The organism is Paenibacillus sp. Pae15, from assembly GCF_024519685.1.
Classification (GTDB): domain Bacteria; phylum Bacillota; class Bacilli; order Paenibacillales; family NBRC-103111; genus Paenibacillus_G; species Paenibacillus_G naphthalenovorans.
Genome location: NZ_JALJRM010000022.1, coordinates 57,082 through 71,282 on the forward strand (window position 1 = coordinate 57,082; position 14,201 = coordinate 71,282).

Annotated in this window: 12 protein-coding genes and 1 pseudogene; 1 reads left to right on the forward strand and 12 read right to left on the reverse strand. The window is 49.8% G+C overall.

Annotation, left to right across the window (positions count from 1 at the left end; translation table 11 throughout):
• Positions 1–61 precede the first annotated feature (61 nt).
• From NR121_RS17720 to NR121_RS17740, 5 genes are all read right to left on the reverse strand, one after another.
• Positions 62–1,006 carry a ketopantoate reductase family protein gene (locus NR121_RS17720; RefSeq protein ID WP_054818426.1) on the reverse strand — a complete coding sequence of 315 codons (945 nt, stop codon included), beginning with the start codon at positions 1,004–1,006 and terminating at the stop codon, positions 62–64.
• Positions 1,007–1,062: 56 nt separating this feature from the next.
• On the reverse strand, positions 1,063–2,169 hold the full coding sequence (locus NR121_RS17725; protein ID WP_062411155.1) for a TRAP transporter substrate-binding protein: 1,107 nt from the start codon (positions 2,167–2,169) through the stop codon (positions 1,063–1,065).
• A gap of 47 nt (positions 2,170–2,216) precedes the next feature.
• Positions 2,217–3,494, reverse strand: a complete 1,278-nt coding sequence (locus tag NR121_RS17730) for a TRAP transporter large permease (RefSeq protein WP_062410760.1) — start codon at positions 3,492–3,494, stop codon at positions 2,217–2,219.
• Positions 3,491–4,054 (reverse strand): TRAP transporter small permease, encoded by a 564-nt coding sequence (locus NR121_RS17735; RefSeq protein WP_054818425.1) that lies wholly within the window; start codon positions 4,052–4,054, stop codon positions 3,491–3,493. Before NR121_RS17735 ends, NR121_RS17730 begins: the two co-directional genes overlap by 4 nt.
• 98 nt (positions 4,055–4,152) lie before the next feature.
• On the reverse strand, positions 4,153–5,964 hold the full coding sequence (locus NR121_RS17740; RefSeq protein WP_256831595.1) for a thiamine pyrophosphate-requiring protein: 1,812 nt from the start codon (positions 5,962–5,964) through the stop codon (positions 4,153–4,155).
• A 243-nt stretch (positions 5,965–6,207) separates the two neighbouring features.
• Between NR121_RS17740 and NR121_RS17745 the strand changes: the two genes are divergently transcribed.
• The gene (locus NR121_RS17745) at positions 6,208–6,987 is read left to right on the forward strand and encodes an IclR family transcriptional regulator (RefSeq protein ID WP_062410759.1); all 780 of its coding nucleotides are present in this window, start codon (positions 6,208–6,210) and stop codon (positions 6,985–6,987) included.
• A 220-nt stretch (positions 6,988–7,207) separates the two neighbouring features.
• Here the strand turns inward: NR121_RS17745 and NR121_RS17750 are convergent, their stop codons facing one another.
• The 7 genes and pseudogenes from NR121_RS17750 to NR121_RS17780 form a co-directional block, all read right to left on the reverse strand.
• Complete coding sequence (locus NR121_RS17750) at positions 7,208–8,248, reverse strand: amidohydrolase family protein (protein WP_062410758.1); 1,041 nt, start codon at positions 8,246–8,248, stop codon at positions 7,208–7,210.
• A gap of 219 nt (positions 8,249–8,467) precedes the next feature.
• Positions 8,468–9,799, reverse strand: coding sequence for a (Fe-S)-binding protein (locus tag NR121_RS17755; protein WP_062410757.1), 1,332 nt, complete (start codon positions 9,797–9,799; stop codon positions 8,468–8,470).
• Entirely contained in the window at positions 9,796–11,208 is a 1,413-nt protein-coding gene (glcD, locus tag NR121_RS17760) for a glycolate oxidase subunit GlcD (protein ID WP_062410756.1), read from the reverse strand. Before glcD ends, NR121_RS17755 begins: the two co-directional genes overlap by 4 nt.
• Positions 11,209–11,289: 81 nt before the next feature.
• Positions 11,290–12,444 carry a CdaR family transcriptional regulator gene (locus NR121_RS17765; RefSeq protein ID WP_235594223.1) on the reverse strand — a complete coding sequence of 385 codons (1,155 nt, stop codon included), beginning with the start codon at positions 12,442–12,444 and terminating at the stop codon, positions 11,290–11,292.
• A 109-nt stretch (positions 12,445–12,553) separates the two neighbouring features.
• Complete coding sequence (locus NR121_RS17770) at positions 12,554–13,126, reverse strand: DJ-1/PfpI family protein (protein WP_062411149.1); 573 nt, start codon at positions 13,124–13,126, stop codon at positions 12,554–12,556.
• A gap of 85 nt (positions 13,127–13,211) precedes the next feature.
• Positions 13,212–13,928 carry an iron-sulfur cluster assembly protein gene (locus tag NR121_RS17775; RefSeq protein ID WP_235594222.1) on the reverse strand — a complete coding sequence of 239 codons (717 nt, stop codon included), beginning with the start codon at positions 13,926–13,928 and terminating at the stop codon, positions 13,212–13,214.
• A gap of 64 nt (positions 13,929–13,992) precedes the next feature.
• A pseudogene (locus NR121_RS17780) lies at positions 13,993–14,201 on the reverse strand (hypothetical protein); the annotation flags it as partial.

Here is a 14,201-nt window from a genome sequence, read left to right on the forward strand (position 1 = left end):
ATTGCCATTTGTAAGCTCCTCTCATCATTTATTATTAAAGGCTGAAAGCTGACAGTCCCTTCTAGTGAAGGACTTCGATCCGTTTCTCATACGTGCTTTCCAGCATACGGATCAGATGGGTCAGCAGCGTATTATACGGAACGGCAATACCGTATTTCCCCGCTTTATCCACGATGGCTCCGTTGAGGAAGGCGATCTCCGTTGCCCGTTGAGCCAGCACATCCTGCAGCATGGAAGTCAGATGCTCGCCCGACATGGCCGGATCGAGAACGCCTTGGATCGCTGCGATGATATCTTCTTTTTCGATATCCACTTGTTCCGCTTTCGCTACGGTCACGATTTCGTCCAGGATGCCGTTCACGAGCTCGTCAAACCGTTCATAGCCTCCGATATCCGATGCCTTCAATCGAGTCAGCGCCGCAAGCGGATTATACACCGCATTAAATGCGACCTTCTTCCAAACGATGGACATCACGTCCGGTTCAATGGACACATGCAGGCCGGCCTCGTTCATCATGCCGCAAATCTGCTGCAGCGCTTCGGTGATTTGTCCGTGAGCGCTCATCATGACGGTTTCCCCGGAGCCGAGTGCGCGAATCACTCCCGGAGCAACCAGCTCCGTACCGAAATTGGTCACGCCGACAATCACCCGCTCGCGAGGGACATATGAAGTAACCGCTTCCAAATTACCCAATCCGTTCTGCAATGTCAGCACTTGCGTGTGTGGACCCATGATGGGCAGCGCTTGCTCGACAACAGCTTGGGTATGCATGGCTTTGGTGAAGACCATGACAAGATCTGCAACGCCTACCGTAGTAAAATCCGTCACGGCTTCTAATCTATACGTGGATGTGCCGCCTTCATGAATGACACGCAATCCGTTGGTTTGAATTGCTTCTATATGATTTCTCCAACGATCGATCAATATCACGGATTGCCCGCTGCGATGCAGCATCGAGCCAAATCGGCACCCCATCGCTCCTGCGCCTGCGACTGCGATTCTCATCCCATCACCTCTTTGACAGCTATGCCGCTTCATTGTCGGGTTCGCGGTCAAGCTGATTATTTGATACTATCCAATTCCTTGAAGAGCTCCTTCACCAAATCTTCGCCAATTTCTTTGGAGAACTTATCAATTAACGGTCGGGTGAGCTGTTGCATTTTGGCTTTTTCTTCAGGTGACATTTCATTCACTTGCATACCGGCGGCCTTCAACTTCTCCAATGTTTCCTGGGCCATCGCTCTGTTGGTTTCCCGCTGAAATTTACCGGATTCTGCAGCGGCTTCCTGAACAATCTTTCTTTCTTCATCCGACAATTGATCCCAATATTTCTTGCTGAATATGAGGATGGTCGGAGCATACAGATGATTCGTGATAGTTAAATATTTTTGAACCTCATACAGCTTATGGGATTCGACCACCGCAAAGGAGTTTTCTTGTCCGTCAATGGCTTTGCTCTCCAAAGCGGAGAATACTTCGGAAAAGACCATCGGCGTCGGATTGGCTCCCAGCGTTTTAAACATCTCCAAATGGATGGGGTTAGGCAGCGTCCGAATCTTAATTCCCTTAAAATCTTCTACCCTCGTAATCGGGTGCTTGCTGTTGGTGATACTACGGAATCCGTTTTCCCAATAACTTAATCCAATGATTTTGTGCTGCGGCAGTAAATCCATCAATTTTTGGCCGATAGGCCCATCCATGACGGCATCCGCTTGTTTTTCATTATTAATTACGAAAGGAAAATCGAAAATACCGAATGCTTTGATCGTGCCGAATATGGGCGGGGTCGTGATTCCCGCTACCTCCTGCAGGCCGCCCTGCACGGCTTCCATCATTTTCTTATCATCACCAAGCGATGCATCATAAAATCGTTGAACCTTCATTTTCCCACCGCTTTTTTGCTCGACGAGTTCCGCGAATTTCTCCAAACCGAGCCCCTGCGGGTGGCCTTTAGGACTGACAATTCCGGCTTTCATCACGCGCGTTTTCACATTGGCGGAATCTTGGGCTTTAGCTGCTGCCGGCGTTGATGCTCCATTGGCGACATTTGCACCGCTATCTCCGTTACCGCCTTGAGTTCCCCCGCTTCCGGCATTTCCACAGCCTGTGACTACAAGTAAGCTAAGTACAGTTAATCCAATTACGAGCGGTTTTAACCATTTTTTCATAGCCTTCCCTCGTTTCATGTGGATTTGATATTGAAGCCTTCCTTCTCTCAAGTGAACCATCCTAGCGGAACGGTTACGATAGACGGAAAGAGGATCAGCAGAAACAAAATCAGCACTTCAACCAGTAAAAAAGGCCAAATTCCCTTCAATATGCCTTCCATATCCACCTTGCCGACACCGCAAGCGACGTTCAATACGGCCCCCACAGGCGGGGTTAGCAAACCGATACAGTTATTTAGAACGAAAAGGACTCCGAAATAAACCGGATCAATCCCGGCCTGTTCGATAATCGGCATGAGGATCGGGGTCAAAATCAGAATAGTGGGTGTAAGATCCATAGCCGTCCCAACAAGTAATACCAAGATATTAATCGCAATGAGCAGCAGCAATTTGTTCTCAATCAACGGTCCCAGCATATCCACCAAAAGAATGGGAATATCTGCTATCGTAATCAGCCAAGCGGAAACCATCGCGGCAGCCGCCAAAAACATGACCACGCTCGTCACTTTTGCTGAAGCCACAAAGACACGGAACAAGTGCTGGATTTTCAATTCACGGTAGATGATGAAGCCGACGAGAAAGGCATAGAAAGCCGCAACCACCGCTGCTTCCGTTGGTGTAAATATCCCCCCGCGCAATCCCCCGATAATAATCACCGGCAGGAGGAGCGCCCAAACGGCTTGTTTGGTTGCATGCCACATTTCTTTTACAGACTTGCGGGGGAAAACGGCTACCTTATCTTTACGAACGACCAGGGTCCAAGCAATGGTTAGCCCTAATGCAATCAGAAGCCCGGGGACAATACCGGCCATAAACAGCTTGGTAATCGATACACCGCTGGTCACGCCGAAAATAATCATCGGAATGCTCGGAGGGATAATTGGCGCAATAATACCGCCCGATGCAATCAAAGCGGTCGATCGATTGCGATCATACCCGGCCTTTACCATCATCGGGATCAGGATTGCGCCAAGCGCCGCCGTATCGGCCAAAGCCGACCCGGATAAACCGGCAAACAAGACGCTTCCAATGATGGCGACATAACCCAATCCTCCGCGTATATGTCCGACGAACGACAATGCAAAGTTGATAATACGAGTGGAAATCCCCCCTGCATTCATCAATTCGCCTGCGAGAATAAAGAACGGGACAGCCATTAGCGGGAAGCTGTCCGCTCCGTTAATCAAATTCTGGGCAATGATCAGACTGTCGAACATATTCAATTGGATCATTAAAGCCACACCGCTAATTAACAGCGCGAAAGCAATAGGCGTTCCAAGAACCATAGAGCCCAAGAGTGAACCGAGGAAAATCGTCATTGTCATGGTTGGTTCCCTCCCGAAAGCGTCTGCCTCTTTTCGTATACAGGCCCGAGCATCTCTTCTTCCGATTCTTTCATGCGAACAGCTTTATCTATGGCAGATTTGCGGAGCAGCACTTTGTACATTTTGATCATAACCACAAGGGCCATACCTAAGCTCATAATGATGCCAATCGCGTATACATAGGACATCCGTATTCCTGTAGCAGGCGCATTGCTGTCCATATTGAGCAGAATCAGCTTCCAGCTTCCTTGTAAAATCAACAACAAGGCAAAGAGAATCAACACATGGCTGATGATATAGGCGATCTTTTTCATGGAAGGCGGCAGTCTTTTGACCAGCATCTCTACCCCGAGATGTTCATTATCCTTCAAGGCCCCGATCGATCCCAAGAAGATCATCCACACAAATAAGAAACGGGACATTTCCTCAGACCAGGTGATCCCCGAATCAAACACATACCGCAAAATCACATTGCCCAGTACCAGAATGCACATAAATAATAGGGAAAACGCCATCAAAATGTTCAAAGCGTTACCTAACCATTTGGATATGTTCTTCATCTGATTCCCTCCATAGGAGTAATCATATTCGTAAGATGTCCCGCCGCACCTTTTGTCCAACTATCCTCTTTGAGAATCCGAACCCTCGTGTTCAACATTCAGTGCTGCTGCTTGGATACTTGCGGCAAACGCACATCAAGCACAGCAGACCGCCCTCCTTTGACCATGTGCAGAGCGCTGACTATGGCCTCCTTTAATTCACTTGGTTTTTCAACCAATCTGGGATACGCTCCGCCGGCGGCTTCGGCCACCTTGGCCAATTCGGACGATGGATCGAAATTGACCCAGAATTGGTCCGTCTGGCGGGCTACGCCGTTGGGATGGACACCGAGCGTAGACATTCTGGGCGCGCCCCATCCATGATTGTTGTAAATAACGGTCAGAAAAGGGGTATTGTATTTCCTCGCCACCCAATGAACGGGTGTCGGATTACTGAATATATAGGAACCGTCCCCCGTAAGGCTGACGATGGTTTTATCCGGCGCAGCAAGCTTGGCGCCAATCGCCCCTCCTCCGTGCCATCCTAAAGCGCTCGCACCGCTTCCCAGCAAGGTTCCAGGTGTATTGCGCGGTAAATGCTTGCTGACGGTTGCATAATTGGTAATCGTTTCGGTCAGCACAATCGTATCCTCATCTATGGCTTCACGGATACAGGCAGTAAGATACTCCGGCGTAATGATGTCGCTGTCGTCCAGCTGCTCCAGGCGCCTCCATTCTTCCCTTTGCCGGTGATGAATCAGGGTGAAATATTGGTTGCGCTCCCGGACAGCTTTTTCATCGATCAAATGATGGATTGTATTGAAATAAGCGTTCAACTGCTGAAGAGCCGCGAATGAATCGGCCTTATAAAATCTTTTGGACGGGATATACCATAAAGGTGTCTTTTCTTTTAATGGGTCAACGTCTATAAAGTAAACCGTACAGTCTTTGGCCGGTTGATTGTGCAGCGGAATCCAGGGCACATCGCTGTCGATCACAAGAACCAGATCCGCTTCGGCAAGGATTTCATTTTGCTCCGGATGATTCCACTGATAGCCTACATGAAGAGGATGATCTCCGGGGAAGTTCATATAATAAGGCGCTGATTCCAGTACCGGAACGGCTAAACGCTCGCTCAATCGGACAAGCTCCGGAACCGCCTGCTTGTTTCTTCCTAAATAAGAGGTGACGATTAGCGGTTTTTGGGCCTGCAGCAAATCGTTCGCGATCTCGGCAATCTTCTCCGGGGGAATGGCACTCGGGGACAGCGGTTCCCAGCCTTGCGTCCGGAAGGAAGACCGTTCGATCTCTTCCTCCAGCACTTCGCGCGAGGCCATGAGGTATACCGGCCCTTTCGGGTCGCTTTCCGCTATTTGCAGTGCCCGATGGACAAGCTGCTTCACATTTTTTCCGGTGCGGATTTCATTATCGTACTTCATATACTGCCGCACAATACCGCGTTGATCAAACACGTCTTGAATCCAATGAATATGTTCATTTCGGCTTCCGACAAGCTCGCCTTCCTGAGTAAACGGAGAAGCGCCGGCAAAAATAAGCACAGGCACCCTGCCTTTTGCCGCATTATGTACGGATCCGCCGAGATTTTGGGTGCCGCATTCCACATGGATAAATACCGCTTGCGGCCGTCCGCTGACTTGGGCGTAGGTATGGGCAGCGCTTAAAGCGACGAATTCGTGCGGACAAATAATAATGCGGGGGTAGTTCTTGTTTTGTAATTGGGCCTGTGCCCATTCTTCGATGAGAGCGGGGTGATCGCTTCCCAAATTGGCGAAAATACAGGAAACGCCGGCCTCATGAAGCGATTCCATTAAAGCGGAAGCCGTAGTAAATTTACTTGCTGCCTTGTTGTCCAAACCATCCTTTAGCTCATAAGTTACTGCGGATTGGTTATTCGGGGATGATGGTTCCATGGTAAACCGCCTTTCCAATATGAAATTCAATCGTGTTCCCTCTGCTCACCGCAAAAATATTTACATTTTCACCCTGCACAGGTTTTTAAAGCGATTACAAATAACGTTATTGGAATCTATAATAGTATCAGAGTGTATTTTGCGAAACTTTAATTTTCTTCTATATTAAACAAATGAAATAAAATACGTATTAAAGGAGGGCCGTGGAATAGCGTAGTACCCGGATATAAGGAGGAAATCGTGATGCGGCCTCATCAAGGCGGCAAGCGCTTTAGTTCTGTTCAAAACGCGGTGCGCCTCTTGAACGCCTTCTCCCCGGAAGAAGCCGAATTGGGCATCAGCGAACTGTCCGAGAAGCTGGGGATTGCCAAAAGCACCGTTCACCGCTTGGTAACCACATTGGCAGGTGAAGGCTTCATCGCCAAGGACCCGAATACGAATTTGTACCGACTGGGCATTTCGATTCTGGCCATCAGCAATATCGTCACTTCCACCATGCCCCTTCATCAAACGGCGCTGCCCGTTATCCGCCAACTGGGTAAAAAAACGAAAGAATCCATCCATATCGGTATTTTTCGGGATGGCGAAGTTATTTTTCTCAATCGCATTGATGGCATAAACACCCATGCTTCTCTCTCGATGATAGGAAGCCGGGTGCCGGCCCATTGTACGAGTTCAGGTCAGGTGTTTTTGGCTTATCAACCGAAGGAAACCGTGAACCTTTTGTTCAGCAAGGGGTTGAAGGCTTACACCCGTAAAACGATCACGGACGTAAAGCAAATGCACGCATTACTGGACAAAGTCCGGGAGCAGGGTTTCTCGGTGAGTGTAGAGGAATTGCATGAGGGCATCGCTTCAGTAGCCGCCCCGATTCGCAATTCGCGGGGACAAGTCATCGCCACCGTGAGCATTCCGGGCCCCGTCCAGCGCATATCCAAAGACGCCCTCCCGCTCTTGACAAAGCTCGTATTACAGGCAGCCAAAGAAATCTCCCTGCGCTTTCAACAGCTTAAACCGCCATGACCAGCGGCCGAAAAGTCTTATAATATTACATTTTTTTACATTTTAATAGTATGAATTACTGAAAAAGATAAGGGATGCTGCCCGCGGCAGCATCCCTTATTGCAGTTTCCAGCCATATATTGTCCCCAAACCCCACATGATGCCCAAGCCAATCCACATGCCTGCCCATACTGCGGCCGTTCCCGATCAAGCCGGCATATCATCCGTGAAACCAAAAGGCTTACGCGATTTTATTGGCGTCGGCTATCACCTTCGCCAGTTCGCAGTGGCGCAGTTTTTCCTTCTGGCTCTCGATGTCGATGTTGTACAAATTTGCCGCATTTTCTCCGAGGATTTTCTTCTTCACATTCAAATCGAGCGTTACGCCGGTTTCCTTCTGAATATCTTCCGGCAGCTCCATCGCGATGAACTTCTCGATCATCCAGCCCGGCTCCCATATCGCATAGTCGCTTCCGAACAGGATCCGGTCTTCGCCGATCCAGTACAGCAGCTCGCTGATGATTTCCGCAAAATAGCGGGGACGCGTATGGATGAAAGGCATGACAATCGCCAAGCCGCCGTATACGTTCTTCTCCTGCGTCGCAATCCAGCAGAAATCCTCCAGCCGCGGAAGCCCGACGTGCTCGACGATGAAATTCAAATCCTGGAACGCGCTGGCCACATCGTCGATATCGGCAACGTCGAACGCATCGCGGTTCAGCGGAATGATCGTCGGCCCTTTGTGTACGTGAATGTTCTTGATCCCGAGCTCGACGCATTTCTCCAGGTAGCGATAAGACCAGTCGTCCGTTAATTTATATCCTTTCGAGCCCTTATACCAGTCGGCCGTGTACAGCTTGACACCGGGCCACCGGTATTTCTCATGATCCTTCTCGAGCTGCTCCAGGCCGCGCGCTCCATGGCGCGGATCGAACGTTCCGTTACAGATGAACCGGCCCGGATACTGCCGCGCAAGCGCATCGTTGATGTCCGGATCGCCGAAGCCGTTCTTGTAAAACTCCTTCAAATAGACCGGCTGAAAGATGGCCATGTCGCTGTAGCCTTTGACAAACACATCATCGATCAGCGTGCCGGCATCGTATTTCAGGAATTTGTCCTTCGGCCACAAATACTCCTTCGGGGTCATTTTTTTGTGATAATCGTAAAAGCAATGGATGAACTGCTCTCCTTGAACGTTCAACTGGTTCTCTTTGCTGCCGTCCCACAATGCAATATGCCCGTCAATGATGAAAATTTCCTCTCCGTTCGGTAAGCGGTACATGGTCATTCCTCCTTGAAAGGTATCACAAGCACAGGGAAACGCTTACAACATAGATCGAAGACATCATGCCCCCAACCGTCCTCCCACTAAAACTCATGGAGCGCATGATGTTCCGTTCCCAATGCTTACTTCAAGTATAGTCATTGCCGGAACCGAATAAAATGTATATCTATATAAAAAACGATACCAAACGTCGGATCATTTCTGTAGGAAGAACCATCAGGAAACGCCTTGGCCGTTCACCGCTTCCAGCAGCAGGTCGGCCAGATGCACGGCTCTCATTCTCTCCTCCGCACCCTCCCGAATAATGCCCAGCCGCATCTGCAGCAGGCAGCCCGGATTGGCCGTCACGATCGTTTGCGCACGTACTTTGTTCACCTTTTCCATTTTATAGTCCAAGATTTGCATCGACATTTCTTTCTCCGTAATATTGTAGACCCCCGCAGATCCGCAGCAATGATCGGCCTCTTCCATCTCACGATATTGAACGCCTTTAATCGAGGCCAGCAATGTCCGCGGGGCACTGGCTGTACCCATGACATTCCGCAGATGGCAGGAATCCTGATACGTAATCACTTGTTCCGGCAGCGAAAGTTCCCTTTCGGCAAATTGAAGCTCAACAAGAATTTCGGAGAAATCCCTTACTTTGCCGGCGAATGCTTTGGCTCGCTCTCTCCATTCCTCTTCATCCCTCAGCAAGTGATCGTATTCAACCAATAAGGCACCGCATCCGCCTGCATTCAGGACGATATAGTCCGCGTCCAGCGATTCGAAGGCCTCGATGTTGGCCTTGGCTAACCGCTTGGCCATCTCTTTCTCTCCGCCGTGTGCGTGCAAGGCGCCGCAGCATCCCTGGCCGGAAGGAATCACAATGTCGCAGCCTGCCTTTTGAAGCAGCTTCATCGTGGCATCGTTGGTTTCCATGAACATCGTATCCATAAGACAACCTGAGAAAAAAGCGACCTTCTTCTTTGCTTGCCCTTCGGCAGGAAGATAGGCAGGACGGTTGTTCAACGCGCCGGCGCTTGCGATGGGCGGTATCGTTCGCTCAAGCTCCGCAATGTTCCCGGGCAGGATATGCAGCAATTTGCTTTTTTGAACGATGCGCTGCAGACCGCTCTTTTGATAGAACCTAAGGAAATAATGCAGTCGCTTGATCCGGTCTTTGTGCGGAAACAATTGTTTAAACACAAGCCCCATCATCACCTTCGCGTGCATTTTATGCTTTTTCTTTTGCTGAATCACATCCCGAGCTTCCTCAAGCAGATGGCCGTATTTCACGCCGGACGGACAAACCGGCTCACAAGCCCGGCAGCCGAGGCAAAGATTCAGCTGCTTCTCCACATCTTCGTCCGGTTCAATGACCCCGTCGACGACCCCCTTCATGAGAGCGATCCGGCCGCGCGGAGACGCCGCTTCATATTGATCGGTTTGGCCATAAGTCGGACAGGTCGGAAGGCAGAAGCCGCATCTCATGCAATTCATTAGCTCGTTGTAATCCAGCTGTTCTTTGAAGCCCTGTCGAATCTCACTCTGCACCTGCCGGTTCATCTGGTCATCACCACTCTTTTGCGGGCGTCTTTTGCGAACATTTTGCCGGGATTCATGATTCCGTTCGGATCAAAGGCTTGTTTGACGGCTTTCATCGCCGCTACGCCTTCCTCTCCAACCTTTAACGATAAATAAGGCCGCTTCATCTCGCCAACGCCGTGCTCTCCGGTAATGGTACCTCCTAGCTCGATCGCCTTCCGGAAAATTTCTTCGAACGCTTTTTCAACGAGGTGCATCTCTTCCTTGTTTCTTCCATCCGTCAAACAGGTGGGGTGCAGGTTTCCGTCACCGGCATGACCGAAGGTACAAATCGTTACATTGTACTTTTCTGCAATCTGATTAATGGCACGCACCATTTCGCTAATTTTCGACCGAGGGACCGTCGCATCCTCCAGAATCGTCGTAGGCCTCAACCGCGCGAGCGCAGATAACGCGGATCGCCTGGCCGTGCTTAATGCTTCGGCTTCCGCCTTCGATTGGGCGATTTTCACGGATACCGCATGCCCTTCCTTGCAAATTCGGGCGATTTGTTCCATGTCCCGTTCCACGACCTCCAACGGCCCATCCTGCTCAATGAGCAGCACCGCATTCACATCGGTCGGTAAACCGACCTTTGCGAAATCCTCAACGACTTTACACGTAGGCTGATCCAGAAATTCGAGCGTGGCCGGGATAATCCGGTTTGAAATAATCGCCGATACCGTTCTGGCCGCTGCGTCGAGATCTTCGAAAAGCGCCAGCATCGTTTTTTTCGTTTCCGGGATGGGAATGAGCTTTAGCGTGGCTTCCGTTATGACGCCCAGCGTCCCCTCGGAGCCGACAAACAGCTTTGTTAGATCGTATCCCGCCACATCCTTGGGCGATTTCCCGCCCGTTCGAATGCAATCTCCATTCGGCAGAACGATTTCCAGCCCAAGGACATAGTCCTTGGTGACACCGTATTTTAAACCCCGAAGCCCTCCCGAGCATTCATTAATGTTGCCGCCGATGGTTGAGATTTTCATCGAGCTGGGGTCCGGGGGATAAAACAACCCCCTGGCCTCCACGGCTTCAATTAATTGCTTCGTAATGACGCCCGGCTGCACCGTAACGGTTAAATTCTCTTCGTCAATTTCCAAAATCCGGTTCATATGATTGAACACAAGAACAATGCCGCCCTGGGTCGGGCATGTACCGGCGCTTAAATTGGTGCCGGAGCCTCTGGGTACAATCGGGATTCCATGCTCATTGCATATTTTTAAAACCGCCTGGATTTCTTCTTTGCTCTTGGGCATGATGACGGCGTCGGGAAGCGCCTGAAAGTTCGGCGTCGCATCATACGAATAGGACAATCTCGCTTCATTCGAGTCATGATACCGGGCGCTTCCGACAATTTCTATAAGCTGGCTTCTTATTGCTGGTGGAATCACAAGAAGTCCTCCTTTCGTTATCACCATTATAGGAAGAGCCCTTTTAAATAACCATGTGCGAAAATACAAAGATCCTTAATATCAATCCTCATTTATTGGATGATTATCTAATTTCAATAAGGAGAGCGCAATTAAAAATAACGTAATGCCTTCCGGGCATTTGGGGTTGATGCCTGTAAGCTCCTTGATCTGGTTGAGCCGGTAGTGCAGCGTATTAATGTGAATATGAAGCGCATCCGCGCTATCTTTAATGGACAATTGCTTTTTATAATAAACGCGGATTGTCTCCAGAAGCTCTTGATCCGATTGGATTTCCGATAAAATCCGGTTGATGAACTCATGCTTTGTTTTTACGCTGATCTCCTCCAACACGATATCCAGCAGCAAATCCTCGTAATAAACGATCTCATGATGCTTTTGCGCCACCTTCAACGCCTTCTTCGCTTCGTTGTACGTATGGTTCATTTTGAAGGGTTCGATGGTCTTGCCCACGCCGACGGCCAAATTAATCCCGTAATGCTTTTTAAAATATTGATGCCATTTGGTCAATTCCCGGGAAAGCATTTTGGGCGCATTTTGATTTTTGGCATCTTTAATCAGAATGAATTTTCCGTTGCCCCAGCGAATGAAAAAATCGGTCGGATCGCGTTCAAAATTTCTTAGAAAAAAGTCGGCCATCAGCGATTGCGCTTCCCGAAGCACCTCGTCGCGGTGGTTGACATCCACCTGGAAAAGGACGCAAATGTACGGAATCTCAACGGAAACCCCCAGGATTTGGCCGCGATTGATAAACTCCTGATCCACGTCCTGGATATGAATCCACTCGTAAAAAAAGGATTCGAGCCCCCTTGTTTCCCGCTCTTCCTTCTCTTTCTGCAGGGCTTCTCTAATAATGAGCTCCGTCATTCTTCGCAGCAGCTCCGCGTAGGGTTCAACAACCGAGGGAGTACCTGTGATACCAATGACGCCAATCACCTTCTTGTTGTAGTAAATCGGCAGATTGATTCCCGGCTTCACTCCTTTTAGCCGCTTGGCATCCCTTTCGGTAATATGCAGCCTATGTCCGGACTTCATGACAAGCGTCGCACCCTCATGAAATGAACCGATCCGGTTTTTGTCCGTCGAGGCGATAATGATCCCCTGACCGTTGACAACGATCAGATGCTCGGTCATGGCCGATTCCACTTCATGGATGATTTTTTTGGCTAATTCCGGTAGTAATTGCAGACGAATCACCAAGCTTTCTAAAAGTGATAAACAGGAAAAACCAGCGCGCTCCGGTATTAAGCCGGAGCGCACTGGTTCCAAGGCATCAACTACGTGTAACCAGCTGCCCGAACACCGATTACACCGCTACTTTCTTATCCGCATTCAACAGATGGAAGAATTCTCTCATAAAGCCCGGCAGATCCGGCCATGCATGCCCCGTTACCAGGTTGCCGTCAACGACAAGCATCTTCTCGACATAATGGGCTCCCGCCGCTTCCACTTCAGGACGGCAGCAAGTGTAAGCGGTCATCGAACGGCCCTGGATATGCTCGCGCACGGTCGTCAACACCAGCTGACCGTGGCATATGACGCCCATCGGCTTGTTTTCCTGGAGGAAGTGGGCCGTAATTTCCTGCACTTTTGGGTTCATGCGGATATATTCCGGGGCGCGTCCGCCGGGGATAATCAGCGCGTCGAAATCCGCCGGGTTAATATCGTCGACAGAAGCATGCGAATCGATTCTATATGCGGTCAACTCGGTGAAGGTTTCCATCTGCGGAAGGAAATCGTGACAAACCGTTTGAAGCTTCTTTTTCGTAGGCGAAGCAATTGTCACATCGATTTGCTCCTCCAGACAGCGATAGTAAGGATAGAAAACTTCCAGACAATCTACAGCATCACCAGTCAGGATAAGCACCTTTTTACTCATCTTCATCACCGATCCTTTTTGAGTTTGTTTAATATATGATCAAGAATGTTATGAACATTCCCGACAGCAATGGGAGCTGCGCTGCTTATGTCCCTTCCGTGACCGTGGCCTCCAAATCGTAGCGGGCCTCTAACAGACCGCGGCAATAATGGCCGTTAAACTCCATGCTCAATCTTGTTCTTTTGGCGCCCAGCAGGTAATCCGCAAACCCTTCCGGCGTTAAAGCCTCTCCTTCGGGAGTGGTAAAGGCCCAAAACCCGGCGTGGTTGAGCTGCGCCTTCTTCTCTACATATCTGGATCGCATGTTCTGCCCCTCTTCTGTGAGCGGGAGCTGATGCAGCTGCTCCAAGGTCATGGCAATGATCGCTTCTTTCGACAAACCCTGAGCCAATAAATGCTTGATCAGCTTTTCCTCCCGGGCATAGAACGCTTTGATTTGAAACGTTCTCCGCAGCTCGTCAAGCTCCCCGTCGGACGCTCCAAACCGGCTGGTCGATTCGCTGAAGCGCTTCCCCTTCGAAACCCCTTGATTGATTTCATCGGAAGCACAGTGGTCGATCAAATTCACTTTGACCTCCCGGACCCATTCCAATTGGGAAATAGAGGTCCGGATATCCTCCGCCATAATGAATGCGAAGTTTGGCGAGCACCAATAGGTCGGTAAACGGAATACGACCTGCACTTGATTACCGTCGATTTTCGTATGATCGATAAACCCCAATTCCGTTAAGGGTTGATCAAGCTCCGGGTCATATACCTGATCGAGCTGCTTGTATACCTGCTGTTCCTTGGCCAGCAACATCCCATGCACCTCCTGTCAACGTTCTGCCGTAAAGAAGCGTACGCGATTTTATTGGCATCGGCGATCACCATCGCCAGTTCGCAGTGGCGGCTTTCAATGTCGATATTGTACAATCTTGCCGCATTTTTCCCCAAGGTTTTTCTTCTTCACTGAACTGCTCTCCTTGAATGTTCAACCGGTTCTCTTTGCTGCCGTCCCACAAGGCAATATGCCCGTCAATGATGAAAATTTCCTCTCCGTTCGGTAAGCGGTACATGGTCATTCCTCCTTGAT